The following is a 21430-nucleotide window of genomic DNA, read 5'->3' as shown; positions in this document are numbered from 1 at the left end:
CGGGTCTTAGCGAGGAAATAAAGGGAAAAGTGGCTTTTTATTTGCGTAACCAGCATAAAGCTGGTTACGCAAGGAACAATCAGTAATATTATACTGCTTTTTCGATATAGGGAATGTCAAACGCCCGACGTAACCTATCGACAAACTCATCATCTTCACAGATGGTTTTTCCGGGGCTGTCAGAGAGTTTCGCTACCGGTTTGCCGTTACATTCGACGAGTTTGATAACGATATTTAGTGGTTTTACCCCCGGAATATTGCAAGTCAGCCGTGTACCAATACCGAAAATTACATTGATTCTCTGATGGAAATGACGATACAGCGCCAATGCTTTTTGCAAATCCAGACTGTCAGAAAACACCAGTGTTTTCGTCATTGGGTCGATACCCAGTGATTGGTAGTGGGCTATGGCTTTTTCACCCCATTCAATAGGATCACCAGAATCATGGCGCAGGCCTTGGTACGCTGTGGCAAATGGCTTATCAAAATCTCGCAGGAAAGCATCCATGGTGATGCAGTCTGTTAAGGCGATGCCTAACTGATTTGGATACTCATTCAGCCACGTTTGCAGAGCTGCCCGCTGACTATTGGCGAGTTCTGGGCTAATTTGCTGATGTGCTTGAAACCATTCATGAGCTTGTGTGCCGAGAGGAGGAAGATCAAGCTGCTCTGCCAGTTGATAATTACTGGTTCCGATCAAATAAGGGAAGTTATTTTTCAGTTCATTGATAATGGCGTATTGCACTTCGTGTGAAAAACGGCGGCGAGTACCAAAATCCATTAACTTAAAACCGGATAGATCGATATTTTCTTCCGCAGCGTCTTTATGAAACAGCTCAATGAGTTTTCTAAGCTGAGTAACGGCGGCTTCTGGAGTTATTTCAGGTGAGTGATGGCGATGAACCAATTCGCTAATTAGGGCAAGCAAAGGCACTTCCCACAGGATAACCTCATGCCATAAACCGGAAATGCGGATGGTTAATTGCCCTTCATGGGTAACAGAAACTTCTACTTGTTTAGGATTAAAGCGGAATGTTTTGCACCAGTTCAGGTAATCCTCTTTAAAGAACGGGAGACGAGAGAGATAAACGGCTTCGCGTTCTGTTAATGCTAAATCAGCCATCATGTCAATTTGATGGCGTAACGTCTCGGCGTATTCTCCGAGCAGCTCATCACCACGGCAACGAAATTCTGCAACGACAGGAATATTGTTGTAATGGTGGTACACTGCTTGCTGCATATGAAATTTATAAGCATCAGTATCCAGCAGTGATTTGATAATCGGGGTAGCGTCTAAAGTCATGGCGCGTCAGGCATCCTCGCGGAGCGTATTCGTGTCTGCTAAATCGATAAAGTCGGGAGAGTATACCGTGATTCTTGGGTTATTGAAGCCACATAGCTGCATATATTTTCCCGAATCTAAAGATTAAGGTTAATCCATTTATAGATAATATCATGTTAAATGAGATATGAGATGACAATTAGCACGAAAGTACTAATATGCTGACTACATCATTTATACCTTTATTTAATAAGTTATTAACATCCAAAAAAGAGACTTAATGATTGAAAGGGGAGTCTCTCTGTGGAAGCGTCAGCGATTGGAATGTTTCTATGGAAACACAGTATGCTAGGCGCCTTATAGCTAAGGTTATACAGATGTTATTAACTATACCGATTAAAACATGCCTGCTAAAAGTAATGGAAAAGGTTCCCTATGACACAACAGCGACTCGTTAAACACCGTTTGGATTATAAAGCACCAGATTACACAATTACCGACATTGATCTCGATTTTGAGCTGGATGCTAATAAAACGACGGTGACAGCAATCAGTCAGGTAAAACGTCTGGCTAATGACGTTACTCCACTGGTTCTGGATGGAGAAAATCTCACTTTAATAAGCATCTATATAGATGATAAATCGTGGGAACATTATCAGGAACAAGATGGAAAGTTACTGATTGAACAATTGCCAGCCCAGTTTACTTTGAAGATTGTGAATGAAATTAACCCATCGGCAAATACAGCGCTTGAGGGGCTGTATTTGTCTGGAGACGCCTTATGCACCCAGTGTGAGGCTGAAGGATTCCGTCACATCACTTATTACTTGGATCGTCCAGATGTCTTGGCTTGCTTTACTACTCGCATTACAGCGGATAAATCCAAATACCCATTCTTGCTCTCTAATGGTAACCGCATTGATCAGGGCGAATTAGAGGATGGTCGCCATTGGGTGAAATGGCAGGATCCATTCCCAAAACCCGCTTATTTATTCGCATTGGTTGCAGGTGATTTCGATGTTCTGCGTGACATTTTTGTGACTCGCAGTGGTCGTGAGGTTGCACTGGAACTGTTTGTTGACCGGGGTAACTTGGATCGTTCTGACTGGGCCATGACATCGCTGAAAAATTCGATGAAATGGGATGAAACTCGCTTTGGTTTGGAGTATGACCTTGATATCTATATGATCGTTGCCGTTGATTTCTTCAATATGGGGGCGATGGAGAACAAGGGACTGAACGTCTTCAACTCCAAATATGTACTGGCAAAAACGGAAACAGCGACTGACAAAGACTATCTTGCCATTGAAGCCGTGATTGGTCATGAATATTTCCATAACTGGACAGGAAACCGTATTACATGTCGTGATTGGTTCCAGTTAAGCCTGAAAGAAGGGTTGACCGTATTCCGTGATCATGAATTCAGTTCTGACTTGGGTTCACGCTCCGTTAACCGTATCAATAATGTGCGTGTCATGCGTGCTGCACAGTTCGCCGAAGATGCCAGCCCTATGGCTCATCCTATCCGTCCCGATCAAGTGATGGAAATGAATAACTTCTATACGGTGACCGTCTATGAAAAAGGTGCTGAAGTGATTCGGATGATCCACACCTTATTGGGAGAAGAACAATTTCAGGCGGGTATGCAGCTTTATATCCACCGTCATGATGGTAGCGCGGCAACATGTGATGATTTTGTTCAGGCGATGGAAGATGCTTCAAACGTCGATTTGACACTCTTCCGCCGCTGGTATAGCCAATCCGGGACACCAGTGCTGACTGCTCGTGACGAATACGATGCAGAAAAACAGCAATATATTTTGCACGTCAGTCAAATGACGCCACCAACGGCAGAGCAAAAAGAGAAACAACCGCTGCACATTCCTCTGGATATTGAGCTTTATGATGGGCATGGACGTGTAATTCCGCTGCGTCGTGATGGTCAGCCTGTGCATCATGTCTTGAATATCATCAACGCAGAACAAACATTTGTATTTGATGGTGTGCCATCACAGCCTGTTCCTTCTTTACTGCGTGAATTTTCTGCACCAGTGAAATTGGATTATCCATACCGTGATGAGCAGCTTTCATTCTTGATGAAGCATGCACGTAATGAGTTCTCTCGTTGGGATGCGTCGCAGGCATTGCTAACCAATTATGTGAAGCTGAATGTTGCCCGTTACCAAAAATCCCAGCCACTGGAATTGCCAATGCATGTCATTGATGCCTTCCGTGCTGTGCTACTGGATAAAGACATCGATCCGGCATTGGCTGCATTGATCCTGACTCTGCCATCTGAAAATGAAATGGTAGAGCTGTTTACGGTTGTTGATCCTAAAGCTATCCATGATGTACTTGGTGCAATGACGCAGACGCTGGCCAATGAAATGGTTGATGAGTTTGCTGCGGTTTATCACAGTATTCATACAGGTGCGTACCGTGTGGATCATCAGGATATTGCGAAGCGTGATTTGCGTAATACCTGCCTCTACTATCTGGCCTTTATTGATGACAAAGAGCAGGCAGATAAATTAGTGGCGGCGCAGTATTATCAAGCTGATAACATGACTGACACCATCGCTGCACTGTCTGCGGCTGTATCTGCTGAGTTGCCTTGCAGCTATCAACTACTGGATGAGTTTGATCAACGCTGGCATCAGAATGGTTTGGTTATGGATAAATGGTTACGGATCCAGGCGACCAACCCCGCCTTCGACGTGCTCGATAAAGTGCGTAGCTTAATGAATCATCGCTCTTTCAGTTTGAACAATCCAAACCGCGTTTATTCGCTGTTGAGAACGTTTTTTGCCAACAATCCTGTGGCTTTCCATGCTGAAGATGGCAGCGGTTACCAGTTCTTGCGAGAAGTTCTGACTGAATTGAACAGCCGTAATCCGCAAGTGGCATCACGTTTAATCGAACCGTTGATTCGTCTGAAACCTTACGATAAGAAACGTCAGGCTTTGATGCGTACGGCATTGGAACAGTTGAAAGAATTGGAGAACTTGTCTGGTGATTTGTTTGAGAAAATTACCAAGGCACTTGAAAGTTAATATGTGATATATCCTCCGGCTATCACCGGAGGATATTTGCCTGAATTTCATCAAGATTCGTCATGCCAGTCTTCAGGGAGGTCTGAAATATTTTGAGAATGGTTATGTTGAGAGAGAAAATGTCTTGGTGTATTTACCATTTATTGTTGGGATTTTTTATTATATTGTGTGTTTTCTAATTTGTAGCAGTAAAATCAGTATATTATTTTTCTCTATTCCGACTCATGTTGAGTGTGTGGAAGGTTTAAACTCAATTAGCCCCCAAACAACCTCACCAAAATAATCAACTCAGATGAAAGAGATTGAATGATAGGCTTTTTGCCTATAAGAGAGAGGGCTTTTTTGTTTACTCATATAATGGTAAATTAGCGGCCTTTTCCAGTCACGATAAAGCAGCAATTGATATGTATGGGATTGTACATAATTTAAAATGTATAACTAACAATTCTTACATAAAAACAATAGGTTAATATATATGTATTATTCTCTAGTACGGAAGGCATTGTTCCAGCTTGACCCTGAACAGGCCCACGAGCTGACTTTCCGCCAGCTCAAACGCGTCACCGGTACTCCTTTCGAATTTCTCATCCGCCAATCAGTTGCCACTAAGCCCGTTACTTGCATGGGATTGTCCTTCAAAAATCCGCTTGGTTTAGCTGCTGGTCTTGATAAAAATGGTGATTGCATTGATGCGTTTGGTGCGATGGGTTTTGGTTTTGTTGAAGTTGGTACGGTAACACCGCGCCCACAAGAAGGAAATGACAAGCCAAGGTTATTTCGTGTAGTTGAAGCGGAAGGGGTCATCAATCGGATGGGGTTTAATAACCTTGGTGTGGATAATCTGGTTGAGAATGTCAAACGAGCAAAGTATGACGGAATTATTGGGATCAATATTGGTAAAAATAAAGATACTCCGGTTGAGAGTGGAAAAGACGATTATTTAATTTGTATGGATAAAGTTTATCCTCATGCGGGTTATATCACTATCAATATTTCTTCACCTAATACCCCAGGTTTGAGGACATTACAGTACGGTGACGCACTGGATGATCTCTTATCTGCGATTAAAAATAAGCAAAGTGAACTTCAACAGAAGTTCCAAAAGTATGTTCCTGTGACAGTAAAGATCTCTCCTGATCTTTCAGAAGAAGAATTAATAAAAATTGCTGATAGTCTGATGCGTCATCATATTGATGGCGTTATTGCAACCAATACTACGTTGGATAGAAAGATTATCGAGGGATTGAGCCACTGCCAGCAGGCAGGTGGATTAAGCGGCCGCCCTGTTCAATTACGTAGCACAGAAATTATTCGTCGTCTTTCTCAAGAATTAAAAGGTGAAATACCGATTATTGGTGTTGGTGGAATTGATTCACTTGTTGCTGCCAGAGAAAAAATAGAAACAGGTGCTTCATTGATTCAGATATATTCTGGTTTTATCTATAAAGGGCCAAAACTAATCAAAGATATTGTTAATCATATCTGAATATTTGCCGCAATTTAGGGTTGGGGGTTTATTTCTACCCTCAACTCGTCTATATTTTATCTGATAGATTAAATTTTTATTATTTCTTTTGATTTTTCATTTCGGTGATGATGTTTATTTTTAACCAAAAAAGCTATTTTGAGCATAAAAGGGTAATCAATGAAAATTAGGCCTGATGATCAGTGGCGCTGGTATTTTGATCCTGAGCATAGCCGTGTCATGCTCGATCTCGCTAATGGCATGGTTTTTCGTTCCCGTTTCCCTGCCAAAATGTTGACTGATTATGCAATGACAATGAAGGGAATTTCTTTCTCTGTCGATGATGCTGCACTTTATTATGCCTTCGAAGAACATGCCCGGCGTATTAATATTGCACCAGCACTCAAGGCTGAGTTAGCCCTCAATGGGGTGGTCGCATTCCGTTTTATGAAACCACAAATGCCTAAAAGTTGGTATTTTTCCCATTTTTCTTTAGTGGGAAAACCAGAACATGGGGAAATTGTTCAACTTCGCTTACAGGATAGTGGCACTGAAATCATGTTTATGGTGGCAGAGGTTGGTGACAATGCTAGCTTGTGTTTATTGGCACAACAAAAATTAGAGCTGAATGATCGCGTGATGAGTTTCTGTGACCCCATTAAAATAATGAACGATCGCTTGATGCCTTATACTGAACCAACTCAGACATCAGTATATGACAGGGCGATTTAATGTCACTAGGCTATTATTGCGTTCATAACTCAATTTATCACACACCATCAGGTATATTTATAACATCAGTCGCTTGAATGATTTTTTCTTCCAAATTATATTGTCTACCTAATAATTAAAAAACAAAAATCCACTTAAAATTAATAAGATAGATATGGATGCAACAATCAGACAGATGATTTTATCCATACTGCCTGATTTAAATGCAAATCTTATCGTGATGTATTATTAATGGTTAGTTTAATTCAATCACTAAATCACTTTTTGGGATGCAGCTACACGCCAGAATTTTTCCACTGGTTTTGATGGCTGTCGATTTTAATGGCAATACATCACCTTCAATCAGAGATATATTACAGGAACCACAAATGCCGGCACGACATGAATAGGGGACTTTAATACCTTGATTTTCGAGCTGCTCTAAAATTATTTGCTGATTGTTCCCAATAAAACGCTGTCCATTGAATTCAATAGAAATAGCTTGCTCAACAACTTCCTGTATATTTAAATTCTTCGTTCGTTCACTACTGCCATATTCGCGCGGCGTTTTATTTTCCAAAATAGTGACACAATCTCCAACATGAATAATGCCACTATTACGGGCAATCGCATTTTGTCCAAAATCGACAGCATCATTCTCTTTAGCCGTTCTGAAGGACTGTAATGTTGCCAGTGGTTCCCCTTTCGGATTTTTACGACCTTTTTCCGGACTGACCGTTGTCAAAATACAGCGACTGCATGGTTTTGGCAGATCGAAAACAATATCGCCGATCTGAATAACCTGCCAGCTATCTTCCTCAAAAGGCGTCGCACCTGTGACAATCATATTGGCCCGAAATTGCTCTATTTTAATACTGGCGGGACAGCGTTGCTGTAAAGCATGAAAAGAGGCTTCATTGATAATTAAATAGGGGAAGCCATCTGCGAATGATAAAGATATATCGGGAAATTTTTTTACCCGTCGGGTTAATTCTTCACTAAGCCAGCGAAGTTGTACAGGCGTATCAAAAAAAACACTTAACCAAGCATTTATCGGCTCAGGGGCGACTAAGGCGGTAAAATGATTACCCCAAACTTCGGTAGGAGAACGCTCTTCTTCAAAATCAGCGTAAAGCACAGTTGCACTTTCTCCGTTTGGAGCCTGTAGGTATAGACCGTTATGGAGCATAGTCGGCGTAAATAGCAACATTTGTGGATATTGGCGAGCGGTAATAAAAGTCCCCTCTGTCGTGGTGATCATAAAGTTGCGATCAAACATGAGGCCACTTTCATGGACGAGGGAGTACGAGAGTTGCAATCCACGCATGGATTTGATGGGATAGGTATAGAGACGCGACAGGGCTATCATCCATATCTCCAGAATATTTTTATTTTTGATCGTGTCAGCAACTTTAGGATATGTCGCGAGTATTAGCTATAATGTGCAGCAATTTTTTTAGTGGTGAACTTTCTGTGGTGATTAATAAAATGAACTCTCTCTTTGCCAGCACGGCACGTGGACTGGAAGAACTGTTAAAGAACGAACTGGAAATGCTAGGGGCGCAATCCTGCAAGATTGCCCAAGGTGGAGTTTATTTTCAGGGCGATGAGCGGGTAATGTATAAAAGTCTGCTGTGGAGCAGATTGGCATCCCGTATCATGATGCCGCTTAATGAATTCAAAGTTTACAGCGATTTAGACCTGTATCTTGGTGTCCAATCCATTGATTGGAGCGAAATTTTCTCAGTCGATAGCACGTTTTCTGTGCATTTCAGCGGTATGAATGAGGAGATCAGAAATACGCAATATGGTGCACTGAAAGTCAAAGATGCCATTGTTGACAGTTTTATACGCAAAATAAAGCAACGTCCTGATGTTGCTAAACAACAACCCGATATCCGTGTTCATGTCTTCCTGAATAAAGATAAAGCAATTGTTTCACTCGACTTGAGTGGAGATAGTTTGCATATCCGTGGCTACCGTGATTTGGCTGGACAAGCCCCATTAAAAGAGAATCTTGCGGCAGCGATTATTTTGCGCTCTGGTTGGAGTGTAGAAACGCCGATGGTTGATCCAATGTGTGGTTCAGGGACATTGTTAATCGAAGCGGCCATGATGGCGGCAGATTGTGCTCCCGGTTTGCATCGTACGCATTGGGGATTCACATCATGGTTGAAATTCAATGCAGCAATCTGGCGTGAAACTACCACAGAAGCACAGGTACGTTTCCGTAAGGGATTACAGGAAACCACTTCTCGCTTTTTCGGAACGGATATTGATCGCCGTGTAATGGATATGGCGCGTTCAAATGCGCGCAGAGCGGGAGTGGCTCAACTGATCCAGTTTCAGCAGGGAGATGCAAGCAAACTGGAAAATCTCCTGCCAGAAGGGGTTACGGGAACGATATTAAGCAATCCTCCTTATGGTGAACGCCTTGAAAGTGAACCCGCATTGATTGCACTGCATAGTGTATTTGGTCGCGTGGTGAAAAGCCGCTTCCCCGGCTGGCGCTTATCGCTGTTCAGTGCTTCGCCAGAACTGTTGAGTTGTTTGCAATTACGCGCTGAGCGTGAGTTTAAGGCCAAGAATGGCCCGCTGGATTGTATCCAGAAGAACTATTCTATTCAGAAAAACGAGCAGTTGTCGGGTAAACCTCAGTCTTTGGATGTTGGTATCGCAGAGGATTACGCAAACCGCTTGCGTAAAAATGAGAAAAAACTCAGTAAATGGGCCAAGCAGCAGAGCATTGATTGTTATCGGTTATATGATGCGGATTTACCGGAATACAATGTTGCTGTTGATCGTTATGCGGATAAAGTCATTGTTCAGGAATACGCACCACCGAAATCCGTGGATGCGAATAAAGCTCGCCAACGTCTGTTTGATGTCATCAGTGCGACAATGAATGTGCTTGGTTTGTCATCCAGCCAACTGATCTTGAAAACTCGTCAACGTCAGAAAGGCAATAGCCAATATGAAAAGATGGCCGAGAAGAAAGAATTCTTTTTGGTCAATGAGTATGGGGCGAAATTTTGGGTTAACCTGACCGATTATTTGGATACCGGATTATTCCTTGATCACCGTATTGCCCGCAAAAAATTGGGCGAAATGAGCCAAGGTAAGGACTTTCTCAACTTGTTTGCCTATACTGGTTCAGCGACGGTTCATGCCGGATTGGGTGGTGCGCGTTCGACAACCACAGTAGATATGTCCAGAACTTATCTTGAATGGGCAGAGAAAAATTTACAGGCGAATGGCTTAACTGGACGTCAGCACCGTTTAATTCAGGCTGATTGTTTGGGATGGTTAGCTCAGAGCCGCGAACAATTCGATTTGATCTTTATTGATCCTCCAACCTTCTCCAATTCCAAGCGAATGGAAGACACTTTTGATGTTCAGCGTGATCACATTGCATTAATGAAACAATTAAAATGTCTGTTACGTCGTGGCGGAACTCTGATGTTCTCCAATAATAAGCGGGGATTCAAAATGGATTTTGCTGAATTGGAGAAATTAGGGTTGGTTGCAAACGAAATAACAGAAAAAACCTTATCTCAGGATTTTACTCGTAACCGTCAGATTCATAACTGCTGGTTGCTGCGTCACGCTGGCGAGGAAAAGTAATATATGTCATTAATTAGTTTATCTGGTGCTTGGTTATCCTTCAGTGATGCACCGCTATTACATGACACTGAACTTCATATAGAAGAAAACGAAAGAGTGTGTTTAGTTGGACGCAATGGTGCGGGAAAATCTACACTATTGCGCGTACTGGCGAAAGAGCAAACATTGGATGACGGGCTGGTTATTTATGAGCAAGATCTGATTGTTGCGCGCTTACAGCAAGATCCTCCCCGCGATGTAGAAGGTACGGTATTTGATTTTGTCGCGGAAGGGGTAAAAGAGCAGGCTGAATACATTAAAGCCTTCCATCATGTTTCACGTTTAGTGGAAACGGATCCTAGCGAAAAGAATCTCAACCAGCTTGCAGAATTGCAGGAAATACTGGATATCCGTGGCCTTTGGACACTGGATAGCCGGATTAATGACGTATTGAAACAACTGTCTTTACCAGCAGAAGCGAAATTATCCTCACTGTCTGGTGGTTGGCTGCGTAAGGCTGCATTGGGTAGGGCGCTGGTTTGTGCGCCAAGAGTGCTGTTTCTTGATGAACCGACCAACCACCTTGATATCGATACTATCGAGTGGTTGGAAAATTTCCTGAAAGCTTTCAATGGCAGTCTTGTTTTCATTTCCCATGACCGCTCATTCATCCGCAATATGGCGACACGTATCATCGATCTGGATCGGGGAAAACTGGCGTCATGGCCGGGAAATTACGATAAGTATCTTGAAGGCAAAGAAGAGGCATTACGGGTTGAAGACATGCAAAATGCCGAATTTGACAAAAAACTGGCACAGGAAGAAGTTTGGATCCGTCAGGGCATTAAAGCCCGACGTACCCGTAATGAAGGCCGGGTAAGAGCATTGAAAGCGCTGCGAGTGGAACGCACTGAACGCCGCAATGTCATGGGTACGGCGAAAATGCAGGTCGAAGAAGCGACACGTTCCGGTAAGATCGTGTTTGAAATGGAAAATGTAAATTACCAGATTGGTGATAAAACATTAGTCAAAAATTTCTCGGCTCAAATTCAGCGTGGCGACAAAATTGCTTTGGTGGGGCCAAACGGCTGCGGAAAAACGACATTATTGAAGCTGATGCTTGGTGATTTGTTGGCAGATAGTGGTCGTATTCATTGCGGCACAAAACTTGAAGTTGCTTACTTTGATCAGCATCGGGTGGCACTGGATCCTGATAGAACCGTTATGGATAACCTTGCTGAAGGTAGACAGGAAGTGATGGTGAACGGACGTTCCCGCCACGTACTGGGCTATTTGCAGGATTTCCTTTTTCATCCCAAACGCGCGATGACTCCTGTGCGAGCGCTTTCCGGTGGTGAACGCAACCGCCTGTTGCTGGCGCGTTTATTTCTGAAACCAAGCAACTTGCTTATTCTTGATGAACCGACCAATGATCTTGATGTTGAAACATTGGAATTACTCGAAGAAATGGTTGATGGTTATACCGGAACGGTGATTCTGGTGAGCCATGATCGTCAATTTGTTGATAATTCAGTTACCGAATGCTGGATTTTTGAAGGTCATGGTGAAATCAACAATTATGTGGGGGGCTATTATGATGCTCAACAGCAACGAGCGCAGACTGTTTCCTTGCGTCAAGCTTCAGAGAAAAAGGCCAGTGTTGAAACCAAAGCAGTAAAATCGAAAGAAACGCCCAAACGGGCGAACAATAAGATAAGTTACCATTTACTGCGTGAGTTAGAACAACTACCATCATTATTGGAAAAGTTAGAAGACGAGATAGAGAAATTACAATCTCAGGTCAGTGACGCTGAATTCTTCAACCAATCACACGAAATCACACAAAATATTCTGAATGAGTTGGCAACTAAAGAGCAAGAATTGGAAAAGGCTTTTGATCGTTGGCAGGAATTGGAAATGTTGAAAAATGAATGATAGCTGCCATATAAAAGAACCTTGTGGGTTTTGCTAAAGGAGAAACACTTTGTGTTCCAATAATCATCAGCATGACAAGCTGGTTCTTTGTCCCCAGTGTGACATGCTGGTGGCTGTACCTGATTTGGAACAAGGGAAAAAGGCGGTTTGCCCACGGTGTAATACTTTATTGACAGCAAAGTGGAAAGAGCCCCGTAACCAGCCAACAGGTTATGCAGTGAGTGCATTAATGATGCTCTTTCTTGCTTGCCTGTTCCCTTTTGTTAGCATGAGTGTTGCGGGGATTGTCAGTGAAATTACGTTGACTCAGATCCCCAAGGTGATGTTCAGTGAAGACTATTCCAGCATGGCGGTGTTTTTTCTGATCTTTGTTCAGCTTGTGCCGACATTTTGCATGGTTGCCATTATCCTCTTATGTCAGAACGTCAAGATGGCGCGTCGCTTGAAAATAGAGTTGGCGCGTATTCTGTTTAAGATGAAAACGTGGTGCATGGCAGAAATCTTCTTGGCGGGAGTGTTGGTGAGCTTTGTGAAGCTCATGGCGTATGGCGAAATCAGCATTGGTTTAAGCTTTCTGCCTTATTGCTTATTTTGTTTATTTCAGGTCAGGGCATTTCAATGCCTTGACAGACATTGGTTTTGGAATGAAATAGAACCCGCCCCTGAAGTTTGCCATACGTTACTGTTGGGAAAATTACAGGCTGGAAAACCTGGCTTGGTGCAAGGTATCAGGTTGTGCCATTGTTGTACTGCCATTTTGCCTGCCGAGCAATCCCAGTGCCCCCGTTGCTATACAAAAGGACATGCCCGCCGCCGTCATAGTCTCCAGTACACAATGGCACTTCTGATAACATCAGTCATACTTTATATTCCGGCAAATGTTTTGCCGATCATGGTAACTCAGGCATTGGGAAGCCACATTAATTCTACCATTCTGGAAGGCATTATTTTACTTTGGAGCTCAGGTTCTTACCCTGTCGCGATAGTCATTTTTATCGCCAGTATTATGGTGCCCTTACTGAAAATGTTGGCGATTAGTTGGTTGTGCTGGGATGCAAAAAGTCAAAGTAGTCATGATTCCGAAACGATGCATTTCATTTACGAAATGGTGGAGTTTGTTGGTCGCTGGTCAATGATTGATGTGTTCGTTATTGCCGTACTATCGGCACTGGTTCGCATGGGACAGCTGATGAGTATCTATCCGGCTACGGGAGCCATACTGTTTGCTCTGGTTGTTATTTTGACGATGTTTGCGTCAATGACATTCGATCCACGTTTAACTTGGGACAAAGCCAATAGTAAATTTGCGTTACATCACAATGAGGAGTCGTAAGGTGACGGATAAAGAAGAAGATCTGACTCAAGCCAGAATTGGTAAACTCAAGAGTTGGTCACCTGTATGGATCGTACCAATTATCACTGTGCTTATCGGAGGTTGGATACTGTTTTATCATTTCAGTCATCAGGGGCCAGGAGTGACACTGATAACGTCTAATGCCGAAGGCATTGAGGCAGGAAAAACTAAAATTAAAAGCCGTAGTGTTGACGTTGGTGTCGTCGAAACCGTGTCACTGAGTGATAATTTGGGGCAGGTCATCATCAAAGCTCGCCTGAATGATGGAATGGAGCGGTTGCTGCACGAAGATACCGCATTTTGGGTTGTAAAACCTCAGATTGGTCGTGAGGGCGTTTCTGGTCTGAGTACATTACTGTCAGGTGTGTTTATAGAATTACAGCCTGGCACACAAGGTGGAGAAGAAAAAAATTTTTCATTGCTTGATTCACCACCACTTGCTTCTCCTGATGCAAAAGGTCTTCGACTTATCCTGACCAGTGAAAAAGCAGGGCGATTGACTCCCGGTGATCCGGTGTTATTTCGGGGGTATCGTGTGGGATCCGTTGAAGCTGGTACCTTTGATCCCAAATCTCGACTAGTTCGCTACCAAATTTTCGTCAATGCACCTTACGACGGTTTACTGACAACGAATGTCAGATTTTGGAAAGACAGTGGTGTCGCTTTCGATATGTCATCACAAGGCCTACGGGTCGAAGTCTCTTCATTATCAACCTTGTTTGGCGGTGGCGTTAGTTTTGATATACCGAAAGGTTGGGAGCTGGGCAATCCAGTCAATGAAAAAGAGATATTCAAACTTTATGATAGTGAGAAGAATATCCAAAACTCGCTTTATACAGAGCATAAAGACTTTTTATTATTTTTTTCCGATTCAGTGCGTGGCTTACAGCCAGGAGCACCCGTCGAATTCCGTGGTATCCGGATGGGAACCGTAGCGAAAGTACCTTTTTATACTGAAGGTGTCAGTCAGCGTCTCGACAAAGAATTTCGTATTCCCGTCTTGATTCATGTGGAGCCTGAGCGCTTTGAGAAAGAATTAGGAAATGGATTCTATACAGATAAGGAAATGAACGAAATTATTGCACGAGGCCTGAGAGCTTCCTTGAAATCAGGCAATTTACTGACAGGAGCGTTGTTTATTGATCTGGATTTTTACCCTAATGAGAAACCATGGGAAGGCCCACGTGAAATCGCAGGTTATGAAATTTTGCCAACAGTAAGCGGTGGTTTGGCGCAAATTCAACAAAAAATCATCACAGCGTTGGATAAACTCAATAATATGCCAATTGAGCCGGTATTTGTTCAGGCAACGAAGACGCTTGAAGAAAGCCAGAAAACGATCAAGGCAGCGCAGAAAACAATGGATGAATTAAATCGTATTCTTGCGAGCAAAGAAGCTCAGGGGCTTCCAAAAGATATACAAAATACATTACATGAGTTAAATCGCAGCATGCAGGGCATTCAACCAGGATCACCGGCTTATAATAAGTTGGTTGATAATATGCAGCGGCTGGATCAGGTATTGCGTGAATTACAGCCTGTCTTGAAGACCCTCAATAATAAGAGCAACGCATTGGTATTTGAAGCGGAAGCGGTAAAAGATCCTGAACCCAAAAAGGCGCCTAAGTAATGAGAAAGTTGATTTCAAGATTGGCATTTTTTATTTCCGTCAGTGTTTTTGTTGTTGGAAGTGTGTTTATTTCGGGATGCAGCAGCAGTCAGCCACAAAAAACGTATTATCAACTGCCTGTTTTAGCAGATTTTTCACTGGAAAAACCTGCATCACCAGAAAACTCAGCATCACCGGAGAGCAAACTGGGTGCTAAACATGAACGACAACTATGGATTAAAGGGGTTAACCTTTCTGACTACCTTGCCGCACCCGGAATTGTGTATCAGACAGGAGATGTGAGCTATATCAATGCATCAAATCATTTGTGGGCTAGCCCATTGCAGCAACAGTTGCAGCAAGCTTTGATCTCTGAACTAAGCGCGGCATTTCCACATCGTTTGGTTTCTGGACAGGAGCTGGAAAAAGACGCAGATGCGTTGGATATCACAATAACTGCTTTTCACGGGCGATATGATGGGCGGGTGCTGGTTGAGGGATACTGGATATTATCCAATTCAGACAATGTGATTAAGCGGCCATTCCATCTTGAGTTGAAACAGAAAAAAGATGGCTATGCTGAATTAGTGCTTACTCTAGCAAAGGGTTACAGTCAGTTGGCTAAATCTATTGCCAAGCAGATATCTTCTCAACGTTAACAAAATACAGTAAATGCTTATCATGACAATTTTATGAATATCTTTGCTTGATATTCAGTTCATATAAAGGTATCACTAGAACCAATCGAATAAAAAATGATCATCGTTTCATCTTCATGGTAACAGATGAGGAAGTAAGGCATGAAAAGACAGAAAAGAGACCGTTTAGCAAGAGCACTTTCCAGAGGCTATCAAGCAGGCGTTTTGGGACGGCCACGGGAGAATTGCCCTTATCATACCCTAGATGCTCGTTCGTATTGGTTGGGAGGATGGCGTCAGGCGAAGGAAGATCGAGTTTGACGGCAAGTGAGTTATTAAGTGGGAGAAGCACCTCCGCCATTGCGGAGGTGTTCAGCATCGGAGACAGAGGTTGATAAGTTTGTTAGCCACTAATGTGAGATCATCAAAAAGTACTGGTATCTTTGAACAAGCCTACCTTCAAATCAGTCGCAGTATAAATCAGTTTGCCATCTACCAAGACTTCGCCATCAGCCAGCCCCATAATTAATTTACGGTTAATGACCCGCTTGAAATTAATACGATAAGTCACTTTTTTTGCTGTTGGTAATATCTGACCTGTGAATTTCACCTCTCCAACGCCAAGTGCTCGGCCCCTGCCTTCTCCACCGACCCAGCCTAGGAAGAAGCCAACAAGCTGCCACATTGCATCAAGGCCAAGGCAGCCGGGCATAACGGGATCATTGACAAAATGACAATCGAAAAACCACAACTCAGGGGTGATATCGAACTCAGCCTCGACATACCCTTTATCGTAGATACCACCAGTTTCTGTCATTTTTATGATGCGATCCATCATCAGCATATTACCAGAAGGTAGCGGTGGTCCATTCTCTCCAAACAATTTACCTTGTCCAGAGGCTTGAAGTTCTTCTTTCGTGTAGGACTCTTGTTTTTTAAACATATTCTCAAACGGCCTTATAATTGTGTAGGGCTAGAGAATAGCGTACACTTGTACGCTGAACAACTCCGATCAGATGATGACTTAACTAACCTAACCAGCGGAGAAACCAAGGAAGTCTAGGTCGTTCTTGATTATTAACCTGTGTAATACGGTCATATATAATAGATAACAAGTGTTCTTTTTGTGGATCATAATAAGGAATACCTGTCAGCAGTGATGCAGCCTCAGAGACGTGTTCGACAGCCCAGATATGAAATTGTCCATTTTTTACTGCATTAACAATATCTTGATTTAGGCACAAGTGTTGAATATTAGTTGTTGGAATAATGACACCTTGATGACCAGTGAATTCCCGATAGTGACATATGCGGAAGAACCCCTCAATTTTCTCATTGACTCCGCCAATGGGTTGCACGTAACCAAATTGGTCTACAGCGCCTGTAACGGCAATTTGCTGGTCGATAGGCTGTTGTGACAACGCACTGATAAGGGCACATAATTCAGCCAGTGAAGCGCTGTCACCATCTACTTCGCCATAGGATTGCTCAAATACAATGGAAGCAGAGAATGGCTGTGGCTGATCCAATTTCAATTCAGAAATTAAATAAGCCTGCATGATCATCATGCCTTTCGCATGAATATTACCGCCTAACTCTACCTTACGTTCCACATCAATAAATTCCCCATCCCCTAAATGTGCAACACAACTGATGCGGGCCGGTTCTCCCATCGGATCAGGATGCCCAGGATACTCAAGTACGGAGAGGCCATTAATTTGACCAATAACTGAGCCTTGCGTACGAATCAATACCTGGCCTTTCAGAATTTCGTCCATACTGCGCTCAGCTAAATAGCTATGACGCCAGATACGATTATCTTCTGCTTGTTGCAAGGAATGCTCAGTGATCTGATTTTCCTGTTGGTAATTGGCCGCAGTTTCCAGTTTCTGTTGCAACCACTGAGTATCCAGAGGCAAACGGCATTGATCTTCTGTATAACGAATAACTTGCTTGAGTAGCTCTGGCCAAGCATCGGCATTCAGTGCAGGCAAGTTTTGTTGTTGAATGATTCCATTAACGTAGCGGCACCATACTGCTAGATCATCTTCTTCGTGAAAGGGCATATCTAGCTCAAATTCACCGTACAATGCACTGTTTGCTAATTCGGGTTCAATGGCTTGTAGTTCTTCAAGACTTAACCTATCTCCGACTAAGAGCAGACGCAGATCCAATTCCATTGAAGGTACAGGCAGGGGGAGGGAGCGATTTTCATCATGTGACAGCCAGTCAAAACGGCGCTGGATAATCATCTGCTTGAGACGCACCCACATTAATGGCTGGGAGAGTAGAGTGCGCAGAGGCAAAATCAAGATACCACCATTTACTTGATGGATAAGTCCTGGTTGCAATTGAAGCACGCCTTGATGCGTATAAATATTGCCAAATAATTGCTCTGGTTCAATCCATTCACGGTAAGCGACTCGTTCAGTTGGTGCAAAAAAACCTTCCCCTGAAGAATGCCAAGTGATGATTTGGTGCTCTATCTGATAGTAGCCACCAATATTTGGACGATTTTTCGACAATAACGAAGAAGTCGTATCAGATAAAAGAGACAGATAAGCATCACTCTCTTCTGCTTTTAGTAGCATAAAAGGTTGACGCAGATCGGCCTGACAAAAAAGGGATAATCCACTGTGCAGCCTGGGTTGAACCTCATCCATTGTGATGGGAGACAATTCAGCGACAGAATTAAAGAGTGCTTGATAAGGCGCATTGTTTGGCTGTAATGCCTGCCAGTCTAATTTTATATTCGTCAAAGTGATAGCTACATATAGTAAAAAGGGAAACATTTATTATACAAGATTAGACCATGAACCAACATGCCAGAATCTTGAAAGAGACGACATTTGAGCTTAAGGCGTTCATTGCCTGTAAAATATGCCAATATTCTGTGTTGCTATGAGCAATTCTGAGAAATAATTGCTATGCTTAATTTAAGTTACGCTGTCACTGAGAGATGAAATGAAATATCAACAATTGGAAAATCTGGAATGTGGCTGGAAATGGGTATATTTAGCAAAAAAACACCGTGAAGGTGAGCCGATTACTAAATATATTGAGAAAAGTGCAGCGCAGGACGCGGTCAATGAACTGATGAAGTTAGAGCGCGAACCTATCAAGGTACTGAAATGGATTTCACTGCATATGAATCCGGATTTATCCAACCGAATGAAACAAACGATTCGGGCACGGCGTAAACGTCATTTTAATGCTGAACATCAACATTCGCGTAAAAAATCCATCGATTTGGATTTCCATGTTTGGCAGCGACTTTCAGCTCTCTCCCAACGTCGCGGCAATACCTTATCAGAAACGATTATACAGTTATTAGAAGATGCTGAATATAGAGAAAAATATACTCACCAGATGTCGAGCTTGAAGCAGGATTTGGAAGCAATACTGGGGAAATAACTCCCCCCACCTATGGATGGGTAAGTGAGCAGAGAAAATAAAACCCCATTTAAAATGGGGTTTTTGATAAATCTATCAGAGCGATATTACTGTGCTACTTTTGGCTGAGTAACAACTTCTTTAGTGCCCTGAATATTGATAATTACACGACGGTCTGGTGCCAAGCAGTCAATAAGTTTAGCGCGAACTTTGATGTTGTCACAGGAAGAGCCAGTGACAGGACTTTCTTTACCACGGCCTTCTGCTTGGATGCTATTTGCTGGGATGCCTTTAGCAACCAGATAATCTACAACAGATTGAGCGCGTTTCTGAGACAGTGGCAGATTGTAATTCTGGCTACCGATGCGATCAGTGTAACCCATTACCAGTACCTTACCCTGATTTGGATCGATTTTGGCCAATTGGTTGTAGAGGTTATCCAGCTCTTGTTTACCTTCTGTTTTCAGCGTTGATTTGTTGAAATTGAACAGAACGTCAGAGCGTAAGGTGAAGCTCTTGTTTTCAACAATAGGAGCTGGAGCAGGGGCTGGAACAACTGGCGCTGCTGGTGTAACGATTGGAGCAGCGTCATCTTGACCGAAACGGTAAGAAACACCAACGCTCAACAGACCGTTATCTGGACGGGCACCAACACTGGCTGCATCACCGATGTTGTTAACCCATTGGTAATCCAGACGGGTTGCCAGATTTTTGGTCAGTGCGTATTCAACACCAATCGCGGCCAGAGGAGAAACGCCAGTGTCGTTATCTCTCTTTCTTACTTGTGTAGGAGATGCGGCATTGGCATTGTAAGTCGCGGAAGAGTCTGCACGCCATACCATACCACCCAGACGAGTATAGATATCCAGATTGTCCAATACTGGATAGCTTAGTTTAGTTGTCAGTTGAACGCCTTGGGCACGGAAAGCTCCATTATTAACGCTGCCCTTATAAGCCATGCGACCTAACCAGTCATAACCCAGTTCGAAGCCCAGATATGGGTTTGCCTGATAACCGACATAGGCACCTGCACCTAGCTGGCTTTTGCGGGTAGGGCCGCTGCCAATCTGGTCATTATAACCATTACCGTAGAAGTTTACGTCATGGTATTGAGACCAACCTAGTTTAGCGCCGGTATACCAAGTGTTGTCCTTTGGAGCTGCTTGAGCAGCAGTTGCGAAAGCTGCCACTGCCACTGCTACTGCGATAGCTGTCTTCTTCATTTTACGCCTCGTTATCATCCAAATAGGCAATTGGCCTTGAAAGCCTTATTATTAGCCATTGGTTAAAATGTTTGGTTAGGTAACTATGCTCCTATCAGGAGATATGTCCTGAAATATAAGGGCGGTAAGCACAAGTTCCTAAACTTTGTAAAGTCTACAACGAACTTAAAAAGTTACAAGTACACTGTGATGGGTGGCACAAAATATTTAATTGGAGCCTGACAAAACCTAAATATTTTTGACGAACATTTACAATATTTACTGTATTAATATATTGATTTTTATTGCAAACAATAATGAACATCACTGGTAGCTTATTTTTTATAAAAAAAATTGGGATAAATCCTAATTTTTATCAATGATAGTAATGAGAGTGAATTTGTAACCTATTTGATTGTGACATAAATTGATGTACCAGATTTTGTGGGCGCATAATAAAGCCGAGAGCCGTACCTTTTTGTGCAGCTAACTGTAATCTATCCACTTCATATTCAGACAATTCAGGCAACCAACCTAATACAACACTGTAATTGCCGCTTGCTAAAGCTTTTTCCATAGCACTAATAGAAGCAACGGGACGGATTTGATTTAGTTGGACGACCTTATTTAAAGGAAGCCCTGAACTCATCAACCATTGACGGCTTAACCTCTTATTAGGTGTTACCCAAAGTAACCATCGGTCTTCATTTCCAGACTGACGTAATAAAGGAAGCAGAATGTGGTTAATGACAGGTTGGTGCTCATTGTAGACCAGTTCACTAACCATACCTTTTATAGTTTGTGAAGTGCGTTGGGGTTGCTTTGCAAAAGACGGTCTTTTCACGGTTATCCCAACCATTGTTTTGTCTGTTTTATGTTCGTTCACTGTTGTGTTAGCAGTTGCCGTTTCTTTCTTAGTGAGATATCCCCACGATGATTGAATGCTCATAATGTTCCTCGCCATGATAGGCTGTATATTTATACAGTATAACGCTATTTGATTAAAAGCAAGTCTCTTTTTTTCAAAGCGCTTCGCAAAAATTCACAGAAATTCGGATTTTTCCGACTTAACGATTGGCAGTTGGAAATAGATTGCGTATGGTTTTAATTAATTGTTCTTGTTATCTATTTTATTGATAGCAGGCATGATTAAACATTATGTTGGAATGTGATTCATGGAGCGA

The 21430-nt window shown here is 42.7% G+C and carries 16 protein-coding genes; 10 read left to right on the top strand and 6 right to left on the bottom strand.

Features of this window, described 5'->3' with window-relative positions; genetic code table 11:
• Window positions 1-88: 88 nt before the first annotated feature.
• On the bottom strand, window positions 89-1303 hold the full coding sequence (gene pncB / locus H8A87_RS07040) for a nicotinate phosphoribosyltransferase (protein WP_198689269.1): 1215 nt from the start codon (window positions 1301-1303) through the stop codon (window positions 89-91).
• Between the two features lie 414 nt (window positions 1304-1717).
• Between pncB and pepN the strand changes: the two genes are divergently transcribed.
• From pepN to H8A87_RS07025, 3 genes are all read left to right on the top strand, one after another.
• A complete protein-coding gene (pepN, locus tag H8A87_RS07035; RefSeq protein ID WP_198689268.1) occupies window positions 1718-4336 on the top strand; it encodes an aminopeptidase N in 2619 nt (872 codons plus the stop codon).
• A gap of 475 nt (window positions 4337-4811) precedes the next feature.
• On the top strand, window positions 4812-5822 hold the full coding sequence (gene pyrD / locus H8A87_RS07030) for a quinone-dependent dihydroorotate dehydrogenase (protein ID WP_198689267.1): 1011 nt from the start codon (window positions 4812-4814) through the stop codon (window positions 5820-5822).
• 159 nt (window positions 5823-5981) lie between these two features.
• Window positions 5982-6533, top strand: coding sequence for a cell division protein ZapC (locus H8A87_RS07025; protein WP_198689266.1), 552 nt, complete (start codon window positions 5982-5984; stop codon window positions 6531-6533).
• A gap of 235 nt (window positions 6534-6768) precedes the next feature.
• Here the strand turns inward: H8A87_RS07025 and H8A87_RS07020 are convergent, their stop codons facing one another.
• Window positions 6769-7881, bottom strand: coding sequence for a YcbX family protein (locus H8A87_RS07020; RefSeq protein ID WP_198689265.1), 1113 nt, complete (start codon window positions 7879-7881; stop codon window positions 6769-6771).
• A 119-nt stretch (window positions 7882-8000) separates the two neighbouring features.
• Here H8A87_RS07020 and rlmKL point away from each other — a divergent pair, with 119 nt between their 5' ends.
• The 6 genes from rlmKL (at window position 8001) to rmf (ending at window position 15972) form a co-directional block, all read left to right on the top strand.
• On the top strand, window positions 8001-10136 hold the full coding sequence (gene rlmKL, locus H8A87_RS07015) for a bifunctional 23S rRNA (guanine(2069)-N(7))-methyltransferase RlmK/23S rRNA (guanine(2445)-N(2))-methyltransferase RlmL (RefSeq protein ID WP_198689264.1): 2136 nt from the start codon (window positions 8001-8003) through the stop codon (window positions 10134-10136).
• A gap of 3 nt (window positions 10137-10139) precedes the next feature.
• Window positions 10140-12050: an ABC transporter ATP-binding protein gene (locus tag H8A87_RS07010; protein WP_198689263.1), complete on the top strand. Its 1911-nt coding sequence runs from the start codon at window positions 10140-10142 to the stop codon at window positions 12048-12050.
• A gap of 49 nt (window positions 12051-12099) precedes the next feature.
• Window positions 12100-13383, top strand: a complete 1284-nt coding sequence (pqiA, locus tag H8A87_RS07005) for a membrane integrity-associated transporter subunit PqiA (protein ID WP_198689262.1) — start codon at window positions 12100-12102, stop codon at window positions 13381-13383.
• Window positions 13370-15034, top strand: a complete 1665-nt coding sequence (gene pqiB / locus H8A87_RS07000) for an intermembrane transport protein PqiB (protein ID WP_198689261.1) — start codon at window positions 13370-13372, stop codon at window positions 15032-15034. Before pqiA ends, pqiB begins: the two co-directional genes overlap by 14 nt.
• Window positions 15034-15672, top strand: coding sequence for a membrane integrity-associated transporter subunit PqiC (pqiC, locus tag H8A87_RS06995; RefSeq protein ID WP_198689260.1), 639 nt, complete (start codon window positions 15034-15036; stop codon window positions 15670-15672). Before pqiB ends, pqiC begins: the two co-directional genes overlap by 1 nt.
• A 141-nt stretch (window positions 15673-15813) precedes the next feature.
• A complete protein-coding gene (rmf, locus tag H8A87_RS06990; RefSeq protein WP_198689259.1) occupies window positions 15814-15972 on the top strand; it encodes a ribosome modulation factor in 159 nt (52 codons plus the stop codon).
• Window positions 15973-16075: 103 nt separating this feature from the next.
• Here the strand turns inward: rmf and fabA are convergent, their stop codons facing one another.
• Together fabA and H8A87_RS06980 are read right to left on the bottom strand one after the other, a co-directional pair.
• The gene (gene fabA, locus H8A87_RS06985) at window positions 16076-16594 is read right to left on the bottom strand and encodes a bifunctional 3-hydroxydecanoyl-ACP dehydratase/trans-2-decenoyl-ACP isomerase (RefSeq protein WP_198689258.1); all 519 of its coding nucleotides are present in this window, start codon (window positions 16592-16594) and stop codon (window positions 16076-16078) included.
• Between the two features lie 85 nt (window positions 16595-16679).
• A complete protein-coding gene (locus H8A87_RS06980) occupies window positions 16680-18410 on the bottom strand; it encodes an AAA family ATPase (RefSeq protein ID WP_198689257.1) in 1731 nt (576 codons plus the stop codon).
• A gap of 205 nt (window positions 18411-18615) precedes the next feature.
• Here H8A87_RS06980 and matP point away from each other — a divergent pair, with 205 nt between their 5' ends.
• Entirely contained in the window at window positions 18616-19065 is a 450-nt protein-coding gene (gene matP, locus H8A87_RS06975) for a macrodomain Ter protein MatP (protein ID WP_198689256.1), read from the top strand.
• Window positions 19066-19151: 86 nt separating this feature from the next.
• On the opposite strand, the gene ompA is transcribed toward matP, so the two are convergent.
• Window positions 19152-20267: a porin OmpA gene (gene ompA / locus H8A87_RS06970; RefSeq protein ID WP_198689255.1), complete on the bottom strand. Its 1116-nt coding sequence runs from the start codon at window positions 20265-20267 to the stop codon at window positions 19152-19154.
• 355 nt (window positions 20268-20622) lie between these two features.
• On the bottom strand, window positions 20623-21195 hold the full coding sequence (gene sulA / locus H8A87_RS06965) for an SOS-induced cell division inhibitor SulA (RefSeq protein WP_198689254.1): 573 nt from the start codon (window positions 21193-21195) through the stop codon (window positions 20623-20625).
• Window positions 21196-21430: the final 235 nt, after the last annotated feature.

The organism is Xenorhabdus lircayensis, from assembly GCF_016306625.1.
In the GTDB taxonomy this organism is placed as follows: Bacteria; Pseudomonadota; Gammaproteobacteria; order Enterobacterales; family Enterobacteriaceae; genus Xenorhabdus; species Xenorhabdus lircayensis.
Note: the sequence above shows the minus strand (reverse complement) of the source record. Positions and strands in the feature narration are given on the sequence as shown.

Coding starts and splice junctions, on each gene's coding strand:
- ompA (WP_198689255.1), bottom strand. CDS start 20,267: ATGAAGAAGACAGCTATCGCAGTAGCAGTGGCAGTGGCAGCTTTCGCA.
- sulA (WP_198689254.1), bottom strand. CDS start 21,195: ATGAGCATTCAATCATCGTGGGGATATCTCACTAAGAAAGAAACGGCA.
- pqiC (WP_198689260.1), top strand. CDS start 15,034: ATGAGAAAGTTGATTTCAAGATTGGCATTTTTTATTTCCGTCAGTGTT.
- pyrD (WP_198689267.1), top strand. CDS start 4,812: ATGTATTATTCTCTAGTACGGAAGGCATTGTTCCAGCTTGACCCTGAA.
- pepN (WP_198689268.1), top strand. CDS start 1,718: ATGACACAACAGCGACTCGTTAAACACCGTTTGGATTATAAAGCACCA.
- fabA (WP_198689258.1), bottom strand. CDS start 16,594: ATGTTTAAAAAACAAGAGTCCTACACGAAAGAAGAACTTCAAGCCTCT.
- H8A87_RS07010 (WP_198689263.1), top strand. CDS start 10,140: ATGTCATTAATTAGTTTATCTGGTGCTTGGTTATCCTTCAGTGATGCA.
- pncB (WP_198689269.1), bottom strand. CDS start 1,303: ATGACTTTAGACGCTACCCCGATTATCAAATCACTGCTGGATACTGAT.
- H8A87_RS07020 (WP_198689265.1), bottom strand. CDS start 7,881: ATGATAGCCCTGTCGCGTCTCTATACCTATCCCATCAAATCCATGCGT.
- rlmKL (WP_198689264.1), top strand. CDS start 8,001: ATGAACTCTCTCTTTGCCAGCACGGCACGTGGACTGGAAGAACTGTTA.
- pqiB (WP_198689261.1), top strand. CDS start 13,370: ATGAGGAGTCGTAAGGTGACGGATAAAGAAGAAGATCTGACTCAAGCC.
- rmf (WP_198689259.1), top strand. CDS start 15,814: ATGAAAAGACAGAAAAGAGACCGTTTAGCAAGAGCACTTTCCAGAGGC.
- matP (WP_198689256.1), top strand. CDS start 18,616: ATGAAATATCAACAATTGGAAAATCTGGAATGTGGCTGGAAATGGGTA.
- H8A87_RS07025 (WP_198689266.1), top strand. CDS start 5,982: ATGAAAATTAGGCCTGATGATCAGTGGCGCTGGTATTTTGATCCTGAG.